The 14653-nt window shown below is 62.9% G+C and carries 11 protein-coding genes; 8 read left to right on the forward strand and 3 right to left on the reverse strand.

Annotated features, from left to right (window positions below; genetic code table 11):
- The first annotated feature begins 178 nt into the window (after positions 1-178).
- On the forward strand, positions 179-2152 hold the full coding sequence (locus HV675_RS14950; protein WP_175111693.1) for an SUMF1/EgtB/PvdO family nonheme iron enzyme: 1974 nt from the start codon (positions 179-181) through the stop codon (positions 2150-2152).
- Between the two features lie 16 nt (positions 2153-2168).
- Here the strand turns inward: HV675_RS14950 and HV675_RS14955 are convergent, their stop codons facing one another.
- Complete coding sequence (locus tag HV675_RS14955; RefSeq protein ID WP_175111694.1) at positions 2169-4355, reverse strand: serine/threonine protein kinase; 2187 nt, start codon at positions 4353-4355, stop codon at positions 2169-2171.
- A gap of 376 nt (positions 4356-4731) precedes the next feature.
- Between HV675_RS14955 and HV675_RS14960 the strand changes: the two genes are divergently transcribed.
- The 4 genes from HV675_RS14960 to HV675_RS14975 all read left to right on the forward strand — a co-directional run bounded on the left by HV675_RS14960 (position 4732) and on the right by HV675_RS14975 (position 6897).
- Entirely contained in the window at positions 4732-5001 is a 270-nt protein-coding gene (locus tag HV675_RS14960; protein ID WP_175111695.1) for a hypothetical protein, read from the forward strand.
- A gap of 142 nt (positions 5002-5143) precedes the next feature.
- Complete coding sequence (locus HV675_RS14965; RefSeq protein WP_175111696.1) at positions 5144-5419, forward strand: hypothetical protein; 276 nt, start codon at positions 5144-5146, stop codon at positions 5417-5419.
- A 190-nt stretch (positions 5420-5609) separates the two neighbouring features.
- Complete coding sequence (locus tag HV675_RS14970; RefSeq protein WP_175111697.1) at positions 5610-5843, forward strand: hypothetical protein; 234 nt, start codon at positions 5610-5612, stop codon at positions 5841-5843.
- A 415-nt stretch (positions 5844-6258) separates the two neighbouring features.
- Positions 6259-6897, forward strand: a complete 639-nt coding sequence (locus tag HV675_RS14975; protein WP_175111698.1) for an IMPACT family protein — start codon at positions 6259-6261, stop codon at positions 6895-6897.
- 99 nt (positions 6898-6996) lie between these two features.
- Here HV675_RS14975 and HV675_RS14980 read toward each other — a convergent pair whose 3' ends face one another.
- Positions 6997-7746, reverse strand: coding sequence for an H-NS histone family protein (locus HV675_RS14980; RefSeq protein ID WP_343056783.1), 750 nt, complete (start codon positions 7744-7746; stop codon positions 6997-6999).
- Between the two features lie 592 nt (positions 7747-8338).
- Here HV675_RS14980 and HV675_RS14985 point away from each other — a divergent pair.
- On the forward strand, positions 8339-10342 hold the full coding sequence (locus tag HV675_RS14985; protein ID WP_175111699.1) for a bifunctional DedA family/phosphatase PAP2 family protein: 2004 nt from the start codon (positions 8339-8341) through the stop codon (positions 10340-10342).
- 98 nt (positions 10343-10440) lie between these two features.
- Complete coding sequence (locus HV675_RS14990) at positions 10441-11505, forward strand: VTT domain-containing protein (RefSeq protein ID WP_246270288.1); 1065 nt, start codon at positions 10441-10443, stop codon at positions 11503-11505.
- 70 nt (positions 11506-11575) lie between these two features.
- Here HV675_RS14990 and HV675_RS14995 read toward each other — a convergent pair whose 3' ends face one another.
- Complete coding sequence (locus HV675_RS14995; RefSeq protein ID WP_246270289.1) at positions 11576-12676, reverse strand: diguanylate cyclase; 1101 nt, start codon at positions 12674-12676, stop codon at positions 11576-11578.
- Between the two features lie 364 nt (positions 12677-13040).
- On the opposite strand from HV675_RS14995, the gene HV675_RS15000 reads away from it, so the two are divergent.
- A complete protein-coding gene (locus HV675_RS15000) occupies positions 13041-14627 on the forward strand; it encodes an inorganic phosphate transporter (protein WP_175111702.1) in 1587 nt (528 codons plus the stop codon).
- Positions 14628-14653: the final 26 nt, after the last annotated feature.

Below are 14653 nucleotides of genomic sequence, written 5' to 3' on the forward strand. Positions count from 1 at the left end.
CGCATTCTCCCGAAGGAAGGTCAGGGCTTTGCGATTCTGCTTTAGCTTAGGACGGAACTTGCCAAAAAGATACGCGCCGCTCGTTAACGTTCTGACGTTCGGACTGCGTGCTATCTTTTCGATGACGGCCGGCGAGACGTTCCGTAGCTATAACGGTCCACCACGGACAGGATTGAATATGTGGCGAAAACTCCTGCTGGTATGCATGATCGGGATCGGCAACGCCTATTCGGCCGGCGCTGATACAGACATCGCGCAAGCGGCCGGCGCGGCGGCGCAAAACGCTGTGATGCGCAGCGTTGCAGATCCCACCCGTCATGCGCATCCAACGGCAGGCGTCGGCGATCGCGTCGCCGGCCGCAAGGTGGCGCTTGTCATCGCCAATGGCGACTATCCGGCAAGTCCGCTTGCGAACGCGAGGCGCGACGCGCAAGCGGTCAGTGCCGCATTGAAGTCGTTGGGCTTCGACGTGATTAGCCGCGCCGACGCGACGCCGCAGCAAATGAATGATGCAATTGCCGAATTCGGCGAGCGCCTGCAGGCGGGCGGCATGGGCCTCTTTTACTTCGCCGGGCATGGCATTCAAACCGCACGCTCCACGTTGCTGCTGCCGGCAGGCAGCAACGCGCTCGCACCTTCGGCCATGGTGCGCGACGGCATCGATCTGACCGCCGTATTGCGCGTGATGTCCGCGAAGCGTGCGCAGCGGCATAACGTGCTCGTGCTCGACGCCTGTCTCGCGCAGCCGTTCGCCGCTCCGGCGCGGCCCAGCGACGCACTGCCGGCACTGCCGCCCGATACGTCGATTACCTACGCGACGGCGCCCGGCGGATTCGCGTTGGACGGTGCGCAAAATGGCATGCTGACGGCCGCATGGTTGCATGCGTTGCAAAGTACCCACGGCGATGACGTCGACACGATTGCCCGGCTGGCTGCGCACGAAGTCTCGTTAGCCACGCATGGTCGACAACAGCCATGGACCGCGTCGACATCGAGCAGCGCGCTGAGCCTGAGCGGCGGCGACCCACACACCTTCGACGCGTCGCAGCGTATCGCGCTCGCTCGCACGCCGATGGATGACTCTTCTGCGCCGACGCAAAGCCGCGGCATCATGCCCAAGGACAGCAGCGAACAATACGAACTGACGTTCTGGGACTCGATCAAGGACAGCAATTACGCAAGCGATTACGAAGCGTATCTGAAAGCCTATCCGAATGGACGCTTCGCGACGCTGGCGCGTGCGCGCATCGACCGGCTCAAGGCAGCCGCATCGGCGCCGAAACCGTCCACGGCTCCCGCGCCGCAAGCGGCGCCGATACCCGCACCGGCACCCGCACCACAGCCGCAACATCCGATCGTAACGACACCCGCACCATCGCCCTCGCCCGCGCCGCCGGCGGCTGCTCAACCCGTCCCCAAGGCAACGCCAACCGCCAGCAGCGAAAGCAAGGACTGCGCGAGCTGCCCGGTGATGATCGCGCTACCTGCCGGTTCATTCACGATGGGCAGCAACTACGACGATCCATCCGAAAAGCCGCCGCACCATGTGACGATCGCCGCACCGTTCGCGATCGGCAAATACGAAGTGACGGTCGAGCAGTGGAACGCATGCGCGGACGCGAACGGCTGCCCGCGTCTGTCTCCGGAAAACAATGCTGTCAAGAATGCGCCGGCCCGCGATCTGAGCTGGGACGACGCGCAGCTCTACGTCAAATGGCTCGCTAAAACGACCGGCAAGCCTTACCGTCTGCCGACCGAATCCGAATGGGAATACGCGGATCGCGCAGGCACTACGACAAAGTACTGGTGGGGCGACCAGATGCGCAAAGGCCAGGCGAATTGCAAGGACTGCGGCGACCCGTGGCATAAGGAAGGCCCGGAAAGCGTCGGTTCGTTCGCGCAAAATCCGTATGGGCTGCACGACATGAACGGCAGTGTGTGGGAATGGGTCAGCGACTGCTGGCACAACTCATATCAGAGCGCGCCGAACGACGGCCGCACGTGGGACGCGCCGGGCTGCAATATGCGCGTGATTCGCGGCGGCTCGTGGCGTGAAGGCAGCGACTATATGCTGACTTCGACGCGCTTCAAGTACAGCCAGAGCGTGCGTCAGTCGCAGGACGGCTTCCGTGTCGCGAAGGACCTCAAATAAAGCCGCAGCGCGTGTTTTAGTGTCCGCGCGCGCGGGTCGTGATCGGCACAATGTCCGCGACGATCCGCTCCTGTCCGACTTTTGCAGCGATCTGCCTGAGTCTTGTATCGAGCGCGTGTAGATAGTCGGCGCGCGCCTCGCTTTCCGGTCGCAAGCTATCGAACAACGGCGCCGGCGTAATCAGCAGCACCACCAGTTCGGTGCCGAACGGCTTCGACACGATCCAGTCACCCGCCGAACCGATTGTCGCCACATAATGCGCGGGCGCCTGATTGTCCTTCGCACGCGGCCCCGGCACCATATGGATGACACTGCCGTCCAGCATGTAGTAATCGATGTTCACATACGAGTCGTAACCGGGCGTTGTCACATCGACGACAAGCGGGTCGCCTTCGGTAAGCTGTGCGCCGGGCGCATGCATACGCAGCGCAGCGAGGTGACCGGTCTGCCAGTTGCGCGCCCAGTACGGCGCATATTCGTCGAGCACTTCACAGGTGTCCGCGCCGAGCGGTTGCACGGCGAGCTTGAGCGCATCGACGCCCGGCATCGTGCCCACCGTTTCCTTCAGCTTGTCGATACCGCCTGGTTGCGCGACGAAGCCGCGCAGTTGCACTGCGCGGCCGTCGATCGATGCGGCTAGTGCTGAACACGGCAGCTTCGCAAGCAATGGCGCAACCATCGCAAGCGTAGGCGGCGGGGCAGGAACGGCGCGCGAGCTCTGGTCAGGCGTTGGCGATTCCGCGCGCGGCGCCGCAGGCGCGATCGCCTGAACCGCTGCGGCCTGCGATGCGCGCTGCACCGGCGTGTCAGACGCGGCAGACAGTTGCCGGTCGGCATCCTGCTCGACTGGCGACAGACGATGGCGATACACGCCAACGCCTGCCGCGATCAGTACGGCAAGGCCCGCGACGCCTGCCTTCAACGGCCAGCCGGACAGCGCATTGAACGCGCCGCCGCCTTTGCCCGACGCGCCATTCGCCGCGCGCGGCTCATCGATGCAGAACCCCTCGACAAAGCGCGCAACGCTCGGTGTGCGCGTTGCACGATCGAACGACAACGCCGCCCGCAACGCACGCCATTGCCGTGCGCCAAGCTGATCGGGTCGGCGCGGCTCGCGATGCGCCGCGCGTGCCTGGGTCGCCGCGATCCGCTCGAACGGATGGCGCCCGGTCAGCAGTTCGTACGTAATGCAGCCAAGCGCGTAAATGTCGTCGCGCGGGTCGGGTTCCAGATGCTCGAGCATTTCCGGGCTCGCATACGCGGGCGTCAATGCGCCGAGGCTGCCCGGGTCGAAGACGGTCGCATCGTTTTCTTCCTCGGTACGCTGGAATACGCGCGCAATGCCGAAGTCGATCACCTTCACTTCACCGGTTTCGGTGAGAAACACGTTAGCCGGCTTGAAATCGCAATGCACAAAACCGCGTTCGTGCGCGTACGCGAGCGCGGCGGACATGCCGCGCACGATCGGCAGCGCCGCGCCGACCGGCATGCCGTGAAAATCAGGCGTACGCAGAATCTGGCTGAGCGGCTTGCCGGACAGATACTCCATCGTCAGGTAGACGATCGCGCCGTCGCGATCGAAGTCGTACACCGTGACGATGTTCCGGTGCGCGAGCACCTGCGCCTTGCGCGCCTCGCGCTGCAGCGCGATCAGCGACTTCGGGTTGCCGCGGAACTGCACGTTGAGCACCTTGATCGCGACATAAGGCTTGCGATCCGATGCTTCCAGCTTGCGCAGATCGAGCGCCTTGTACACGGTGCCCATGCCGCCGACGCCCAGACATTCTTCGAGCACGAAGCGGTTGTTCAGCGTATCGCCGGTGCCTTTGACGTGATCCGGCGACGCGCTCTGCGCGAGCGTCGCGCCGAACGTGCCGGATGGCGACGACGGCGCGGGCGGCACGCGCAATGCCGCGGAATCGTCGACTACCGTCGTGCCGCCTTGCCCGGACGCCGTTTGCACACGCGTTTCGTCGCCGCCCGTCGCAACATTCGACACCGGCAATTGCTCGATCCGGCGGCGTATTTCCGCATGAAGATCCGCCGGCAGCGGCGTGCGTGCGTGCGCTTCGCCGAGTATGTCGAGGAGCCGCGCGGAACCCAGGCCTTCGGTCGTCAATGTGCTGTCGAGCCGCGCAACGAACGCATCGTGCGAAAGCACGCCGCTCTGGTAATCCCGGATCAGATGCGCAAGGTTGGCCATGGGTGCAAAGCGATGCAGCGCTCGCTGGACGAAGAGTGATCCTGTCGTAATCAATTACATGCGCTCATTCGATAGTAGCCCGCACGTTTCTCTTTCGCAAACATCTGCTGCAAGCGATCAAGCGGATGTGTTGCGAAGCGGCCAACAGCACCGGGCAGTCAGTTGGCCTCGAACCGTCATCGTCAATGCACGCCCTCTGTTGCGGCGTGCGCGCCGATCTCATTGCAGGCGGATGAGCCTTTATCCATCAATGGCTTGATCGCTTTACCGCTGCTTGCGTGCGCGCCTGGCACAACCTGTGCGTGAGTGACGCCCGAGCAGACAAGATGCTCAAACGAACCGCAAGACCTTTCTATTCCCAGTTAGGAGAACTTTCATGAAATCGCTGACCATCAAAGACCTGTCGCTGACCGAACAACTCGACAGCCGCGCAATGAAGGCTGTCCGCGGCGGCTATATCGCTTTCCCGTACTATCCGAGCCAGTCGTTCAAGTTCGATAACAGCAAGACGGTCAATGCACAGCAGCTTGTAAACCAGTCGATGGATATCAGCAACGTCAGCAACAACGGCAATGCGTTCACGAAGAACTTCGACACGACGATCACGCCGACCATGACGGGCACCAACCACGTCACCGTGTACTGATCACAACGACGCTTGCACGGGGGACCGGGAGCGCCTGAGCCGCATGCGCTCCCAGTCGTCGCAGTCCGCCTGTTTGCTGTTGTTTCGCCGCTGTGTGCCGCTGTCCGTCTTCACCGCCTTTCGATTTCCCTGGAGAACCATCATGTCATCCATCGTTATCAGCGATCTGTCCGGCGCCCGGACACTCGACCGTCGCGCGATGTCCGCCGTCGCAGGCGGCGGTGTGCCCGGTAACTCATGGCTTGCCGGCCTCGGTCCGGTTGCCAACGTGAATATCGGCATCAACCAGAACATCACGCAGATGCAATATGTGAATGTCGAAGCACTGAATAACATCGGTGTGATCGGCGCGGGCTTCGTGCCGCCGAACCTGAACGTGAGCCCGAAGCTTTGGGCCAGCACGAACGCGGTTGTGTAAGCACACGCCGCTGTGGAGGATCGGGGGCCTCCGCATCGTGCGCTAACGCGCTGTGCACACATTCGCGCCTGCGCGTTTTTCCTATACTGGTGGTTCGAGCCCTATGCGGCTCGTGCAAGGTCTCATGCGATGCAATGTCCGCATGAACTGTTTGCATACGGTCCGTACGGATCAAGCATCGGGAACAGCCATGACCAAGCTCGTAATCAAAGACCTTTCCGCCAGCGTCGAACTCGACCGCGAGGCAATGACCGCGATCGTCGGCGGTGCGCGTGTCGGCGCACGCTTTTTCGGCACTGCGGATCAGGCTCGACCGACCGTGTCGCGCGCACCGTTGCGGGTTATCGATTTTCCGCCGGGCTTTTCGCCCATGCCGCAAACAGTCGACCAACGGATTCCGCCGCAAAGCCTGTTGCGCAAATAGCAGCCGTCGGCCACCGTACCGCTGCTTGCAATCTGTGCTTGCCGCACGTGTCAAACGTCGGTGATGCAGCGCGTTCGCGCGTGGTCTTCGAACGCCGCGTCGAAATGAGCGGCCTGAAAAACCGGGCCGGTTGCTGACTGCGCGCGCATCGGAGCAACCGCCCGCGCGTTGCCGTTCTTCCGGAACAAGGTATGACGGACCACCGGATGAGGAGTCCGGCATTCGCTCCAGCCAGAAGCGAGATCCGTCACGTCCGCGATTATCCAATGCGAGTCTGGGCCCGTCACTACACAACTTGACAAGAGAGTGTTACCGGATAGCGCAAGATACGGGTATTGTGCGACGCATCCGCAGCATCCCCGGGTCACGAGCGTGATGCCATTGCCGCTCGCGCATCAGCTAACATTGCAGCCTGATGCCCCACCCGTCTCATTTGCCGCCGATACGATTACCCGCTTTGCCGACCTATACCCTGCCTAACGCGTTGACTGCGGAACTCGAGATCCGCAAAAGCCGCTTTATCGCCTACGCGATTCCGGTCGCGGACCGCGATGCCGCGATGGACGAGCTGCGCCGTCTGCGCGAGAGATATCCTGGCGCGACGCATGTCTGCTGGGCGCTGCTGGCCGGCGGCCAGTCCGGTATGTCCGACGATGGCGAGCCTTCGGGCACAGCCGGCCGGCCCATTCTCGAAGTGCTGCGCCATCATGATCTCGACGGCGTGCTGGCCGCGGTGGTGCGCTACTACGGCGGCGTCAAACTGGGCGCGGGCGGACTCGTGCGTGCTTATACCGATGCGATCGCAAGCGCATTGCAGGATGCACCCCGCGTCGAACGGATTGCGCTCACCACACTTGCCGTCGAGATCGGCTATGCGGACGAAGCGCGTGTGCGGCGCTGGATCGAACAGCAAAACTATCTGCTGGACCATAGCGCCTATGGCATGCGTGTCGATCTTGCGATTCGCATGCCGCTCACCGCCCTTGACGATGCGCGCGAAGCATTGCGTGACCTGACGCAGGGGCGCGCAGTCTTTGCGTCGAGCGCTGCTTAAGCGCAGCGCTTAAGCACGTTCAAGCGTGCTTAAACAAACGGCGGCAAGCGGCGCTCATTTCTTCGCCGCATTGCCGCCGTGTCGATCGGGCACACCTGACTAGCTATGCGTGATCGCACCGTTTGCCGTGACCGGCGCAGCGATGGACGTCGCCCGCGGCGCCATCTTTCTTGCCATGCCACCACTCGCTTTACGCGCAACTGTCTTTGCGCCAACGGATTTCGTCGCCGTCTTGCCGGTTGCAGGGCGTCCGGCCTTGGCCTTCTTGGCCGCAACTTTCCGGCCAGCCGTTTTCCTGGCCGCAGTCTTCTTTACCGCAGTCTTCTTAGCAGCAACCTTTCGTCCAACCGTTTTGGCGGCCGTGCTCTTCTTTGCCGTACTCTTCTTCGCAGCCACTTGACGGCCCACCTTGCGCGCCGCTTTTTTCGCCGCCGGTTTTGCCTTAACGGAAACAACTGCATCGACTGCGGCGACACTGCCATCGATCAGGAACTTGCTACGGTCTTTCACGTTCTTGATCCATGCCGGGGGCCTCGCGTGACCGCTCCACGTGGCGCCCGTCTTCGGGTCGCGATACTTGGGAGGCAGCTTGCCCTTGGTTGCGCCTGCGCTCTTGAGCTTGCCAATGCGAAGTCCAAGCCTTTCCGCGCTCGCGCGATCACGCTTTGCCTTCGCACGCGCTTCGATATCGCGGGTGGTCAGTCCATGCTTGATCATCAATTCGCGGATCTGATCAAGTGCGTGTTGCGCCCGCCTGGCGATGAGGACTTCAGCCTGCGCCTGCAGTTTTTTCATACGCACCTGGATTTGCTCCAATGTGGCCATACTTTTCTCCCAGTTGAACGACATAGGCGGACTATGCCATGGATATACGTTGAAGTGCTATGTTTTGAACGTAAAGTAAGGTAATAACAACAGATTTTCGCTTGGGAAACGTCGCAAAAAAGCAAATTGCGGCTATTGGAATTACATCTCGCTCAAGCCGGGTTCTTCTTAACTATTGCCAGATTCTCCACGGTGCACATCGTTAGCGCTCTTTAACAGAGTCGCAGGCATCGCATCAAGAATCCTTTTTTTGGCGTTCGATATGCAAGCGATATGAAAACGCCATTGCCGGTTATTGAATCGGACATCAGATGGAGTCCAGCAATCCGCCAATAAGCTCGCTTGAAAGCGCGAAACCTCACGACACGTGAAGATGTGTCCAACACACGGGGCGGGTATTCCATGCGATGCAGCCGCAAGCGGCTTTACCGCTTCTCGTCAATCGGGCATCTGCGCCTTACGGCTTGAATGAGCGGCGCTTGTCGGTCTCTGACAGGTTTCCTGAATCCGGCCGCCTCACACGACGCTGCGCACAAACGGTCATTGCCCTTAGACTGTCAGTTGCTGCAGGCTGCACCCGCCCGCCAGACCGGCCGCTAAAAATCGGGAGATTCATATGGAGCATGCGTACGTCCAGTTACTGCACCTGTTAGGGGGGCACGCTGGATGGACGTTGACGGTCGCCTTTCTCGCCGCGTTTCTTGAATCGCTTGCGATCGTCGGAACCTTCGTTCCCGGCAGCACCGCGATGTTCGTCGCCGGCGCGCTGGTCGGCACCGGATCGCTGAATCTCGGCTGGCTGCTCGTCTGCGCGATTGCCGGCGCCGTCGCGGGCGACGGGATCAGTTACTGGTTCGGGCATCGCTACCGGGACTCGATTGCCGGCCGTTGGCCATTCTCCACGCATCCGCAACTGCTCGAACGCGGCCGCCGGTACTTCGACAAGCATGGCGCCAAGGCGGTCGTGTTCGCGCGTTTCGTCGGACCGCTGCGCGCGATCGTGCCGCTGGTCGCCGGCATGCTCAAGATGCCGCCCACGCGCTTTTACGCGATGAACGTGCTGTCCGCCGTGCTCTGGGCGCCCGCGCATATCCTGCCCGGTATCGTGTTCGGCGCATCGATCCAGCTCGCCGGCGATGTGTCGTTCCGGCTCGTCGCCGCGCTGGCGATCATGGTCGGCGTCGTGTGGCTGATCTACGTGGCGACGCGCTTCATCCTGTCGCATGCGCGTACATGGGCGGTCACCTCGCAACGGGGCATGGTGCAATGGGCACGCCAGCATCGCGGACGCGCGGGTCCCTTCGTGCTGCGCGTGATCGATCCGCAGCTCCATAGCATCAGTCTCGCCGTCGCGATCTCGCTTATCGTGCTGCTATGCGCGGGCATATTCTTCGGGGTACTGCAGGATGTCGTGCGCGGCAATCCGCTCGTGCAAATCGACGCATCGGTCTATCGCTTCATGCGTTCGATCCATTCGCCGTGGTTTGCCGACCTGCTGGCCCGCGTCACCGCGCTCGGCACCGTGCCGACGCTCACCGCGCTGATCGCAACCGGCGTGCTGTGGATGGTCTACGAACGCCGCTGGCGCACCGTCGTCTATTGGGTCGTCGCGGTCGCGTTCTCACAGGTGCTGATCGTCGCGATCCAGCTCATCGTGCATCGCGCGCCCGCCTGGAGCGGCAGCGTCGACACCTACGCGTTTCCGAGCAATCACGTCGCGGCGAGCGTGATCGTCTACGGCTTCCTCGGGTTTATTCTCGCGCGCCGCGTCGGGGTATTCAGCAGCATCGTCGTCACGACCGTGAGTATTGCGATCTTATGCGCGATCGCGTTCGCCGGCCTCTATTCCGGCCGCTACGCATTCTCCGACGCGATCGGCGGCGCCGCATTCGCTGCGATCTGGGTGGCGATCGTCGCGTTGACCGCGGTCTGGCGCAACCCGCATGTGCATCCGACGCGTCCGTGGATGCCGCTCGTCGTGCTCGCAGTGATCTGCGCGAGCGTGGTGCTGCAATACCATTTCAATGCCGGATCGCTCGCGATGCCGCCGATGCAGACGCGCCCGACCATTGTCGTCAGCGAAGCCCAATGGGCCGACTCGCTGTGGAAGACCTTCCCGTGCTACCGCTCGGACCTGAAAGGCGATCATCGCGAGCCGATCACCGTGCAGTGGACCGCCGACGCCGGGCAAATCGAGGCACAGCTCGGCAGCCGCGGCTGGGTGCCCGGCACACGCTTTTCCGCACGCAGCCTCTTCTCGCTGATCTCGCCGGATGTGCCCGCGATGGACCTGCCGGTGCTGCCCAAGCTCAACGACGGCGAGCCGTCGACCCTCGTCTTTGCACGTCAGCGCGAGCGCCGCGACGAGCGCGACGTGCTGCGTTTCTGGCAAACCGGCTATGCGGTTCAGCGCAAGGCCGGCGCTGCCGCGACGCCGATCTGGCTCGGCTCGCTGGTGCACGAGAGGCTGCTGCGCCCGTCATGGCCGTTCAACGTGTTGCGCACCGATCGTCAGATCGATCCGATGATTTCCGAGCGAGGCCAGGCGGAATGGCAGGAACTCATGATGTCGCGCGGAATGGGCTGCAAGGGCATACCGGTCACGCTAATTGCTCACTAAACCGCTGCTGCGCGCGCTGCGCATCCATGCAACAATGCCCGGGACCGGGTCGTGCGCCGCTCGCTTCGGCCCGCGGCGCCACGCAAGGAGAAATTCCCGTGATCGAGTTTCCGGCTGCGGCAGTCGCGACATGGGGCAGCGCGCTGGTGTTCGTCAATGTCCTGATCGCGCGCCTCGGCATTCCGATTCCCGCGGTGCCGCTTCTGCTCTTTGCAGGGGTCGCGATCATCGACCATCGGCTGTCGTTCTGGCACGTGCTCGGCGCCGCGGTGCTCGGCGCGCTGACCGGCGATAGCGTCTGGTTCACGGCCGGGCGCGTTTTCGGCCGCCGGCTCATCCACGCGCTCGCGCGTTTATCGGTGACGGTGGAAGCGCGTATCAGAAGGGCACGAGCGCTCTTCGTACGCTTCGGGCCCGGCATCGTCGCGATTTCGAAGTTCGTGCCCGGCCTTGCGATCATCACGCCGCCGCTGATGGGCACCACCCGCGTGAACCCCGCCATCTTTTTCGCCTGGGATGCGCTCGGCGTCACCGCCTGGGCCAGCTTCTGGCTGCTCGGCGGCGCGCTGTTCGAGCGGCATTTGCGAATGTTCATTCTAGAAGTGCGCCGCCACGGCTGGACGGCCATCGACGTGCTGGTCGCGCTCGCACTCATCTATTTGCTGTACCGCCTGATCCGGCGCTGGCGCGTGCAGGCGCCGCTCAAACTCGCGAGCGTCACGCCGGAGCGGCTCGACGCGATGCTGCGCCCGGCAATGCCGCCCGTCATATTCGATGCACGCCCCGATCCGGTGCGGCAGCAGGAACCCTATCGGCTGCCGCGCGTGATGCACATCGAACGCAATTCGCTGGAAGAAGTCGATGCGTCGGCGGTCGAGCACAACACCGTCGTCTACTGCGTGTGCCCCGATCACGAAACGGCGCGTACGTTATCGCAGCAAATGCGCGACAAGGGTTTCAAACGGGTGCGCGCGATAAAAGGCGGACTCGATGCATGGGAGCGGCGCGGCTATGCGGTCGAGCCGGTGCCGTCGCATCGTTCACGTTCCAGCGAAGACCCGGGCCGCCCGGGCGAACCATGCGAAGGCGAAGCGTCCTTCGCACAGGAATCGGGCAGCGTCACGCTGCGCGCGGTCGCGTCGCGGCGGCTGCTATCCGCATAGTTCCCATCGTTCGTTTTGTGCGCGGGCGCATGATGCGGCGCAGCGACGCCATCCAACCCGAAAGCCTGCCTCAGGACTTCGCGCTCGCGACCGGCTGCGCCGGTGCCGCCGCGCCCGCCACGATGATGCGATCGCGCCCCTGCGCCTTCGCCTGATAGAGGCTGCGATCCGCTTCGAGCAGCCACGTGTGATAGTCCGGCATGTCGGGCATCAGTTGCGCGATGCCCGCGCTGATCGTGCACGGACATGACGCATCGGGTTCGCGCGCCTGCTCGCGCACCCGCACCAGCAACGCTCGCGTGATGGTCTGCGTCTCGCGCAGCGTCGCGCCGGGCAGCACCACTCCGAATTCTTCGCCGCCATAGCGGCCGATGCTGTCGCCCGCGCGAAAATGGCCGCGCAGCAGGTCCGCAAACGCAACCAGCACCGCATCGCCGGCCGGATGCCCGAGCGTATCGTTGACGCGCTTGAAGTGATCGAGGTCGATCAGCAGCAGGCAGGACGCGTAACCGTTCGCGCGGCAACGCTCGAACTCGAGCGACAGTTGCCCTTCCCAATGGCGCCGGTTCCAGAGCTTCGTCAACCCGTCGGTGCGGCTCAGGTGTTCGAGGTCGCTGGTGCGCGCGGCAAGCTTCTGCGACAGCCGGTACATCGACCAGCCCAGCGACACCGGATAGATAGTGAGCAGCGGCAGGCAGGCGACGATTGTCGCCATGCTCGACATCGGGTTAAACCGGATACCCAGCACGAGCGCGCCGAGCGCGACGCCCGCCACATGTGCGGCGACGCCCCGCACGAACAGACGCGGGCCGCCCGCCGCGATATTGTCCATGCTCAGCATCACGAGGATCAGCACACTCGGCAGCACATTGAATTGCATCGCAACAATCCAGAAGCCGCCGAACAGCGAATCGATCATCAGGTTGAGCCGCTCGCCCCTATAAGGAACCACGCACGCGAGCGCGGCACGGCGCGCGACATGCGCCCAGATAAAACCATGAAACACCGCGAGGCTCCACAGCGCGATGCCGCGCTGCTGGCCGAGAAAGACCGATGCGACACAGAGAAAACCAAGCGAAAGCCCGACGATGCGCAGCCGATAGGTACGCTCGACAAAGCGTTTGCCCCTACCGGTCGCAAGATCCGACCGCTGATCGGTCGTTCGATCCAACGTTCGATCCGTCGTTCGATCTGTGTGTGACGCCATCTACCACCTGCGCAATGAACTGCGGATTCAAGGACACCCAATAAATGGAGACGCAACGGTGCAGCGCTGTGAGCATGACGTGCTTAATGCGGTAAAAATTCTACCAGTTAATCGATCTTGCGCCGTACTATATGAACGTTCTTACGCATTGACAGATGCGAATCACATCGCGTCACAGCGCAGCACGGCAATCAGCTTGTCGCTGCAACAACCGCCTCTTTCCTCAGTTTTTTGCAGGGGCAAATCAGTCACAGCCGTGTCATCCTGTCGACACACTTGCCACTCAGCATCAGTGATTCATTCACGCGATCCTCTGGAGGCGCAGGCCATGCCGGAACTTTCCTTCCCGCAAGCAGGTTCAGCAACCGGAAAAGGCCGCAGCATCGGCCTGATCATTTTTCTGCTGGTGATCGTCGCGGGTGCGGTTTACTGCGCCACGCATCTGATCGATGATCTGCAGAGCGTCCGGCAAGCGTCATACCTGCCTTATCTGCTGCTCGGCATCGCGCTGCTGATCGCCCTTGGCTTCGAGTTCGTCAACGGCTTTCACGACACCGCCAATGCAGTGGCGACCGTGATCTATACCCATTCGCTGTCGCCGAATATCGCGGTCGTATGGTCAGGCACGTGGAATTTCCTCGGTGTCCTGACTTCCACCGGCGCGGTCGCGTTCGGCATCCTGCAGTTGCTACCGGTCGAGCTGATCCTGCAGGTCGGCAGCAGCGCCGGCTTCGCGATGGTATTCGCGCTGCTGATCGCAGCCATCATCTGGAACCTCGGCACCTGGTATCTCGGCCTGCCGTCGTCGAGCTCGCATACGCTGGTCGGCTCGATCATCGGCGTCGGTCTGATGAACCAGTTGTTGCACGGCGCGTCGGGCACGAGCGGTGTCGACTGGAATCAGGCGCTCGGCGTCGGCAAGTCGCTGCTGTTCTCGCCGATCGTCGGCTTCCTGCTGTCCGGGCTGCTGTTGCTCGTGCTGAAAGCGGTCGTGCGCGTGCCCGAACTCTATAAGGAACCGGCCGGCAAGGAGCCGCCGCCGTTCTGGATTCGCGCGCTGCTGATCCTCACCTGCACCGGCGTGTCGTTCGCGCACGGCTCGAACGACGGCCAGAAGGGCATGGGCCTCATCATGCTGATCCTGATCGGCACTGTGCCGACCGCGTACGCGCTGAACAAGGCCGTCACGCCCGCCCAAACGCAAACCTTCCTCGCGGTGTCGCAACAGGCGGTCGCCGCATTGGGCAAGTACACGGACGGCGCGCCGCCGTCGGCCGCGCCGCGCGGCGACGTCGAGCGCTATGTGCAGACGCGCCAGCTGTCGCCGGTCACGCTGACCGCGCTGCAGCAGCTGTCGGAGCGCATCGGCCAGCAGGTCGGCTCGTCGGGGTCGCTCGCGAACGTGCCGCAGGACAAGGTCAACAACGTGCGTAACGACATGTACATTGCGTCCGAAGCGATCCGTCTGATGGAAAAAGCGAAGACGCCCGCTTTCTCCGCTGACGACGCGAAGGCAATCGACAACTTCAAGAAACAGATGGACAACGCAACCAAGTTCATCCCGACGTGGGTGAAGGTCGCGGTCGCGATCGCGCTGGGGCTCGGCACGATGGTCGGCTGGAAGCGCATCGTCGTGACGGTCGGCGAAAAAATCGGCAAGCAGCACCTTACCTACGGACAGGGCGCATCGGCCGAACTGGTCGCGATGCTGACGATCGGCGCCGCGGATGCATACGGCCTGCCGGTGTCGACCACGCATGTGCTGTCCTCGGGTGTCGCCGGCACGATGGCGGCGAACGGCTCGGGCCTGCAGTGGAGCACGGTGCGTAGCCTCGTGCTCGCGTGGGTGCTTACGCTGCCCGTATCGATCGCGCTGTCGGCAGGCCTCTACTGGTTGTTCCGCAATCTGTTCTGATCCGGCGGCGCGCTGCGGACGCATTG

It is taken from the genome of Paraburkholderia solisilvae, from assembly GCF_902859875.1.
Taxonomy (GTDB): domain Bacteria; phylum Pseudomonadota; class Gammaproteobacteria; order Burkholderiales; family Burkholderiaceae; genus Paraburkholderia; species Paraburkholderia solisilvae.

Coding starts and splice junctions, on each gene's coding strand:
- HV675_RS14975 (WP_175111698.1), top strand. CDS start 6,259: ATGCCCCACCCGTCTCATTTGCCGCCGATACGATTACCCGCTTTGCCG.
- HV675_RS15000 (WP_175111702.1), top strand. CDS start 13,041: ATGCCGGAACTTTCCTTCCCGCAAGCAGGTTCAGCAACCGGAAAAGGC.
- HV675_RS14965 (WP_175111696.1), top strand. CDS start 5,144: ATGTCATCCATCGTTATCAGCGATCTGTCCGGCGCCCGGACACTCGAC.
- HV675_RS14955 (WP_175111694.1), bottom strand. CDS start 4,355: ATGGCCAACCTTGCGCATCTGATCCGGGATTACCAGAGCGGCGTGCTT.
- HV675_RS14950 (WP_175111693.1), top strand. CDS start 179: ATGTGGCGAAAACTCCTGCTGGTATGCATGATCGGGATCGGCAACGCC.
- HV675_RS14970 (WP_175111697.1), top strand. CDS start 5,610: ATGACCAAGCTCGTAATCAAAGACCTTTCCGCCAGCGTCGAACTCGAC.
- HV675_RS14980 (WP_343056783.1), bottom strand. CDS start 7,746: ATGTCGTTCAACTGGGAGAAAAGTATGGCCACATTGGAGCAAATCCAG.
- HV675_RS14985 (WP_175111699.1), top strand. CDS start 8,339: ATGGAGCATGCGTACGTCCAGTTACTGCACCTGTTAGGGGGGCACGCT.
- HV675_RS14960 (WP_175111695.1), top strand. CDS start 4,732: ATGAAATCGCTGACCATCAAAGACCTGTCGCTGACCGAACAACTCGAC.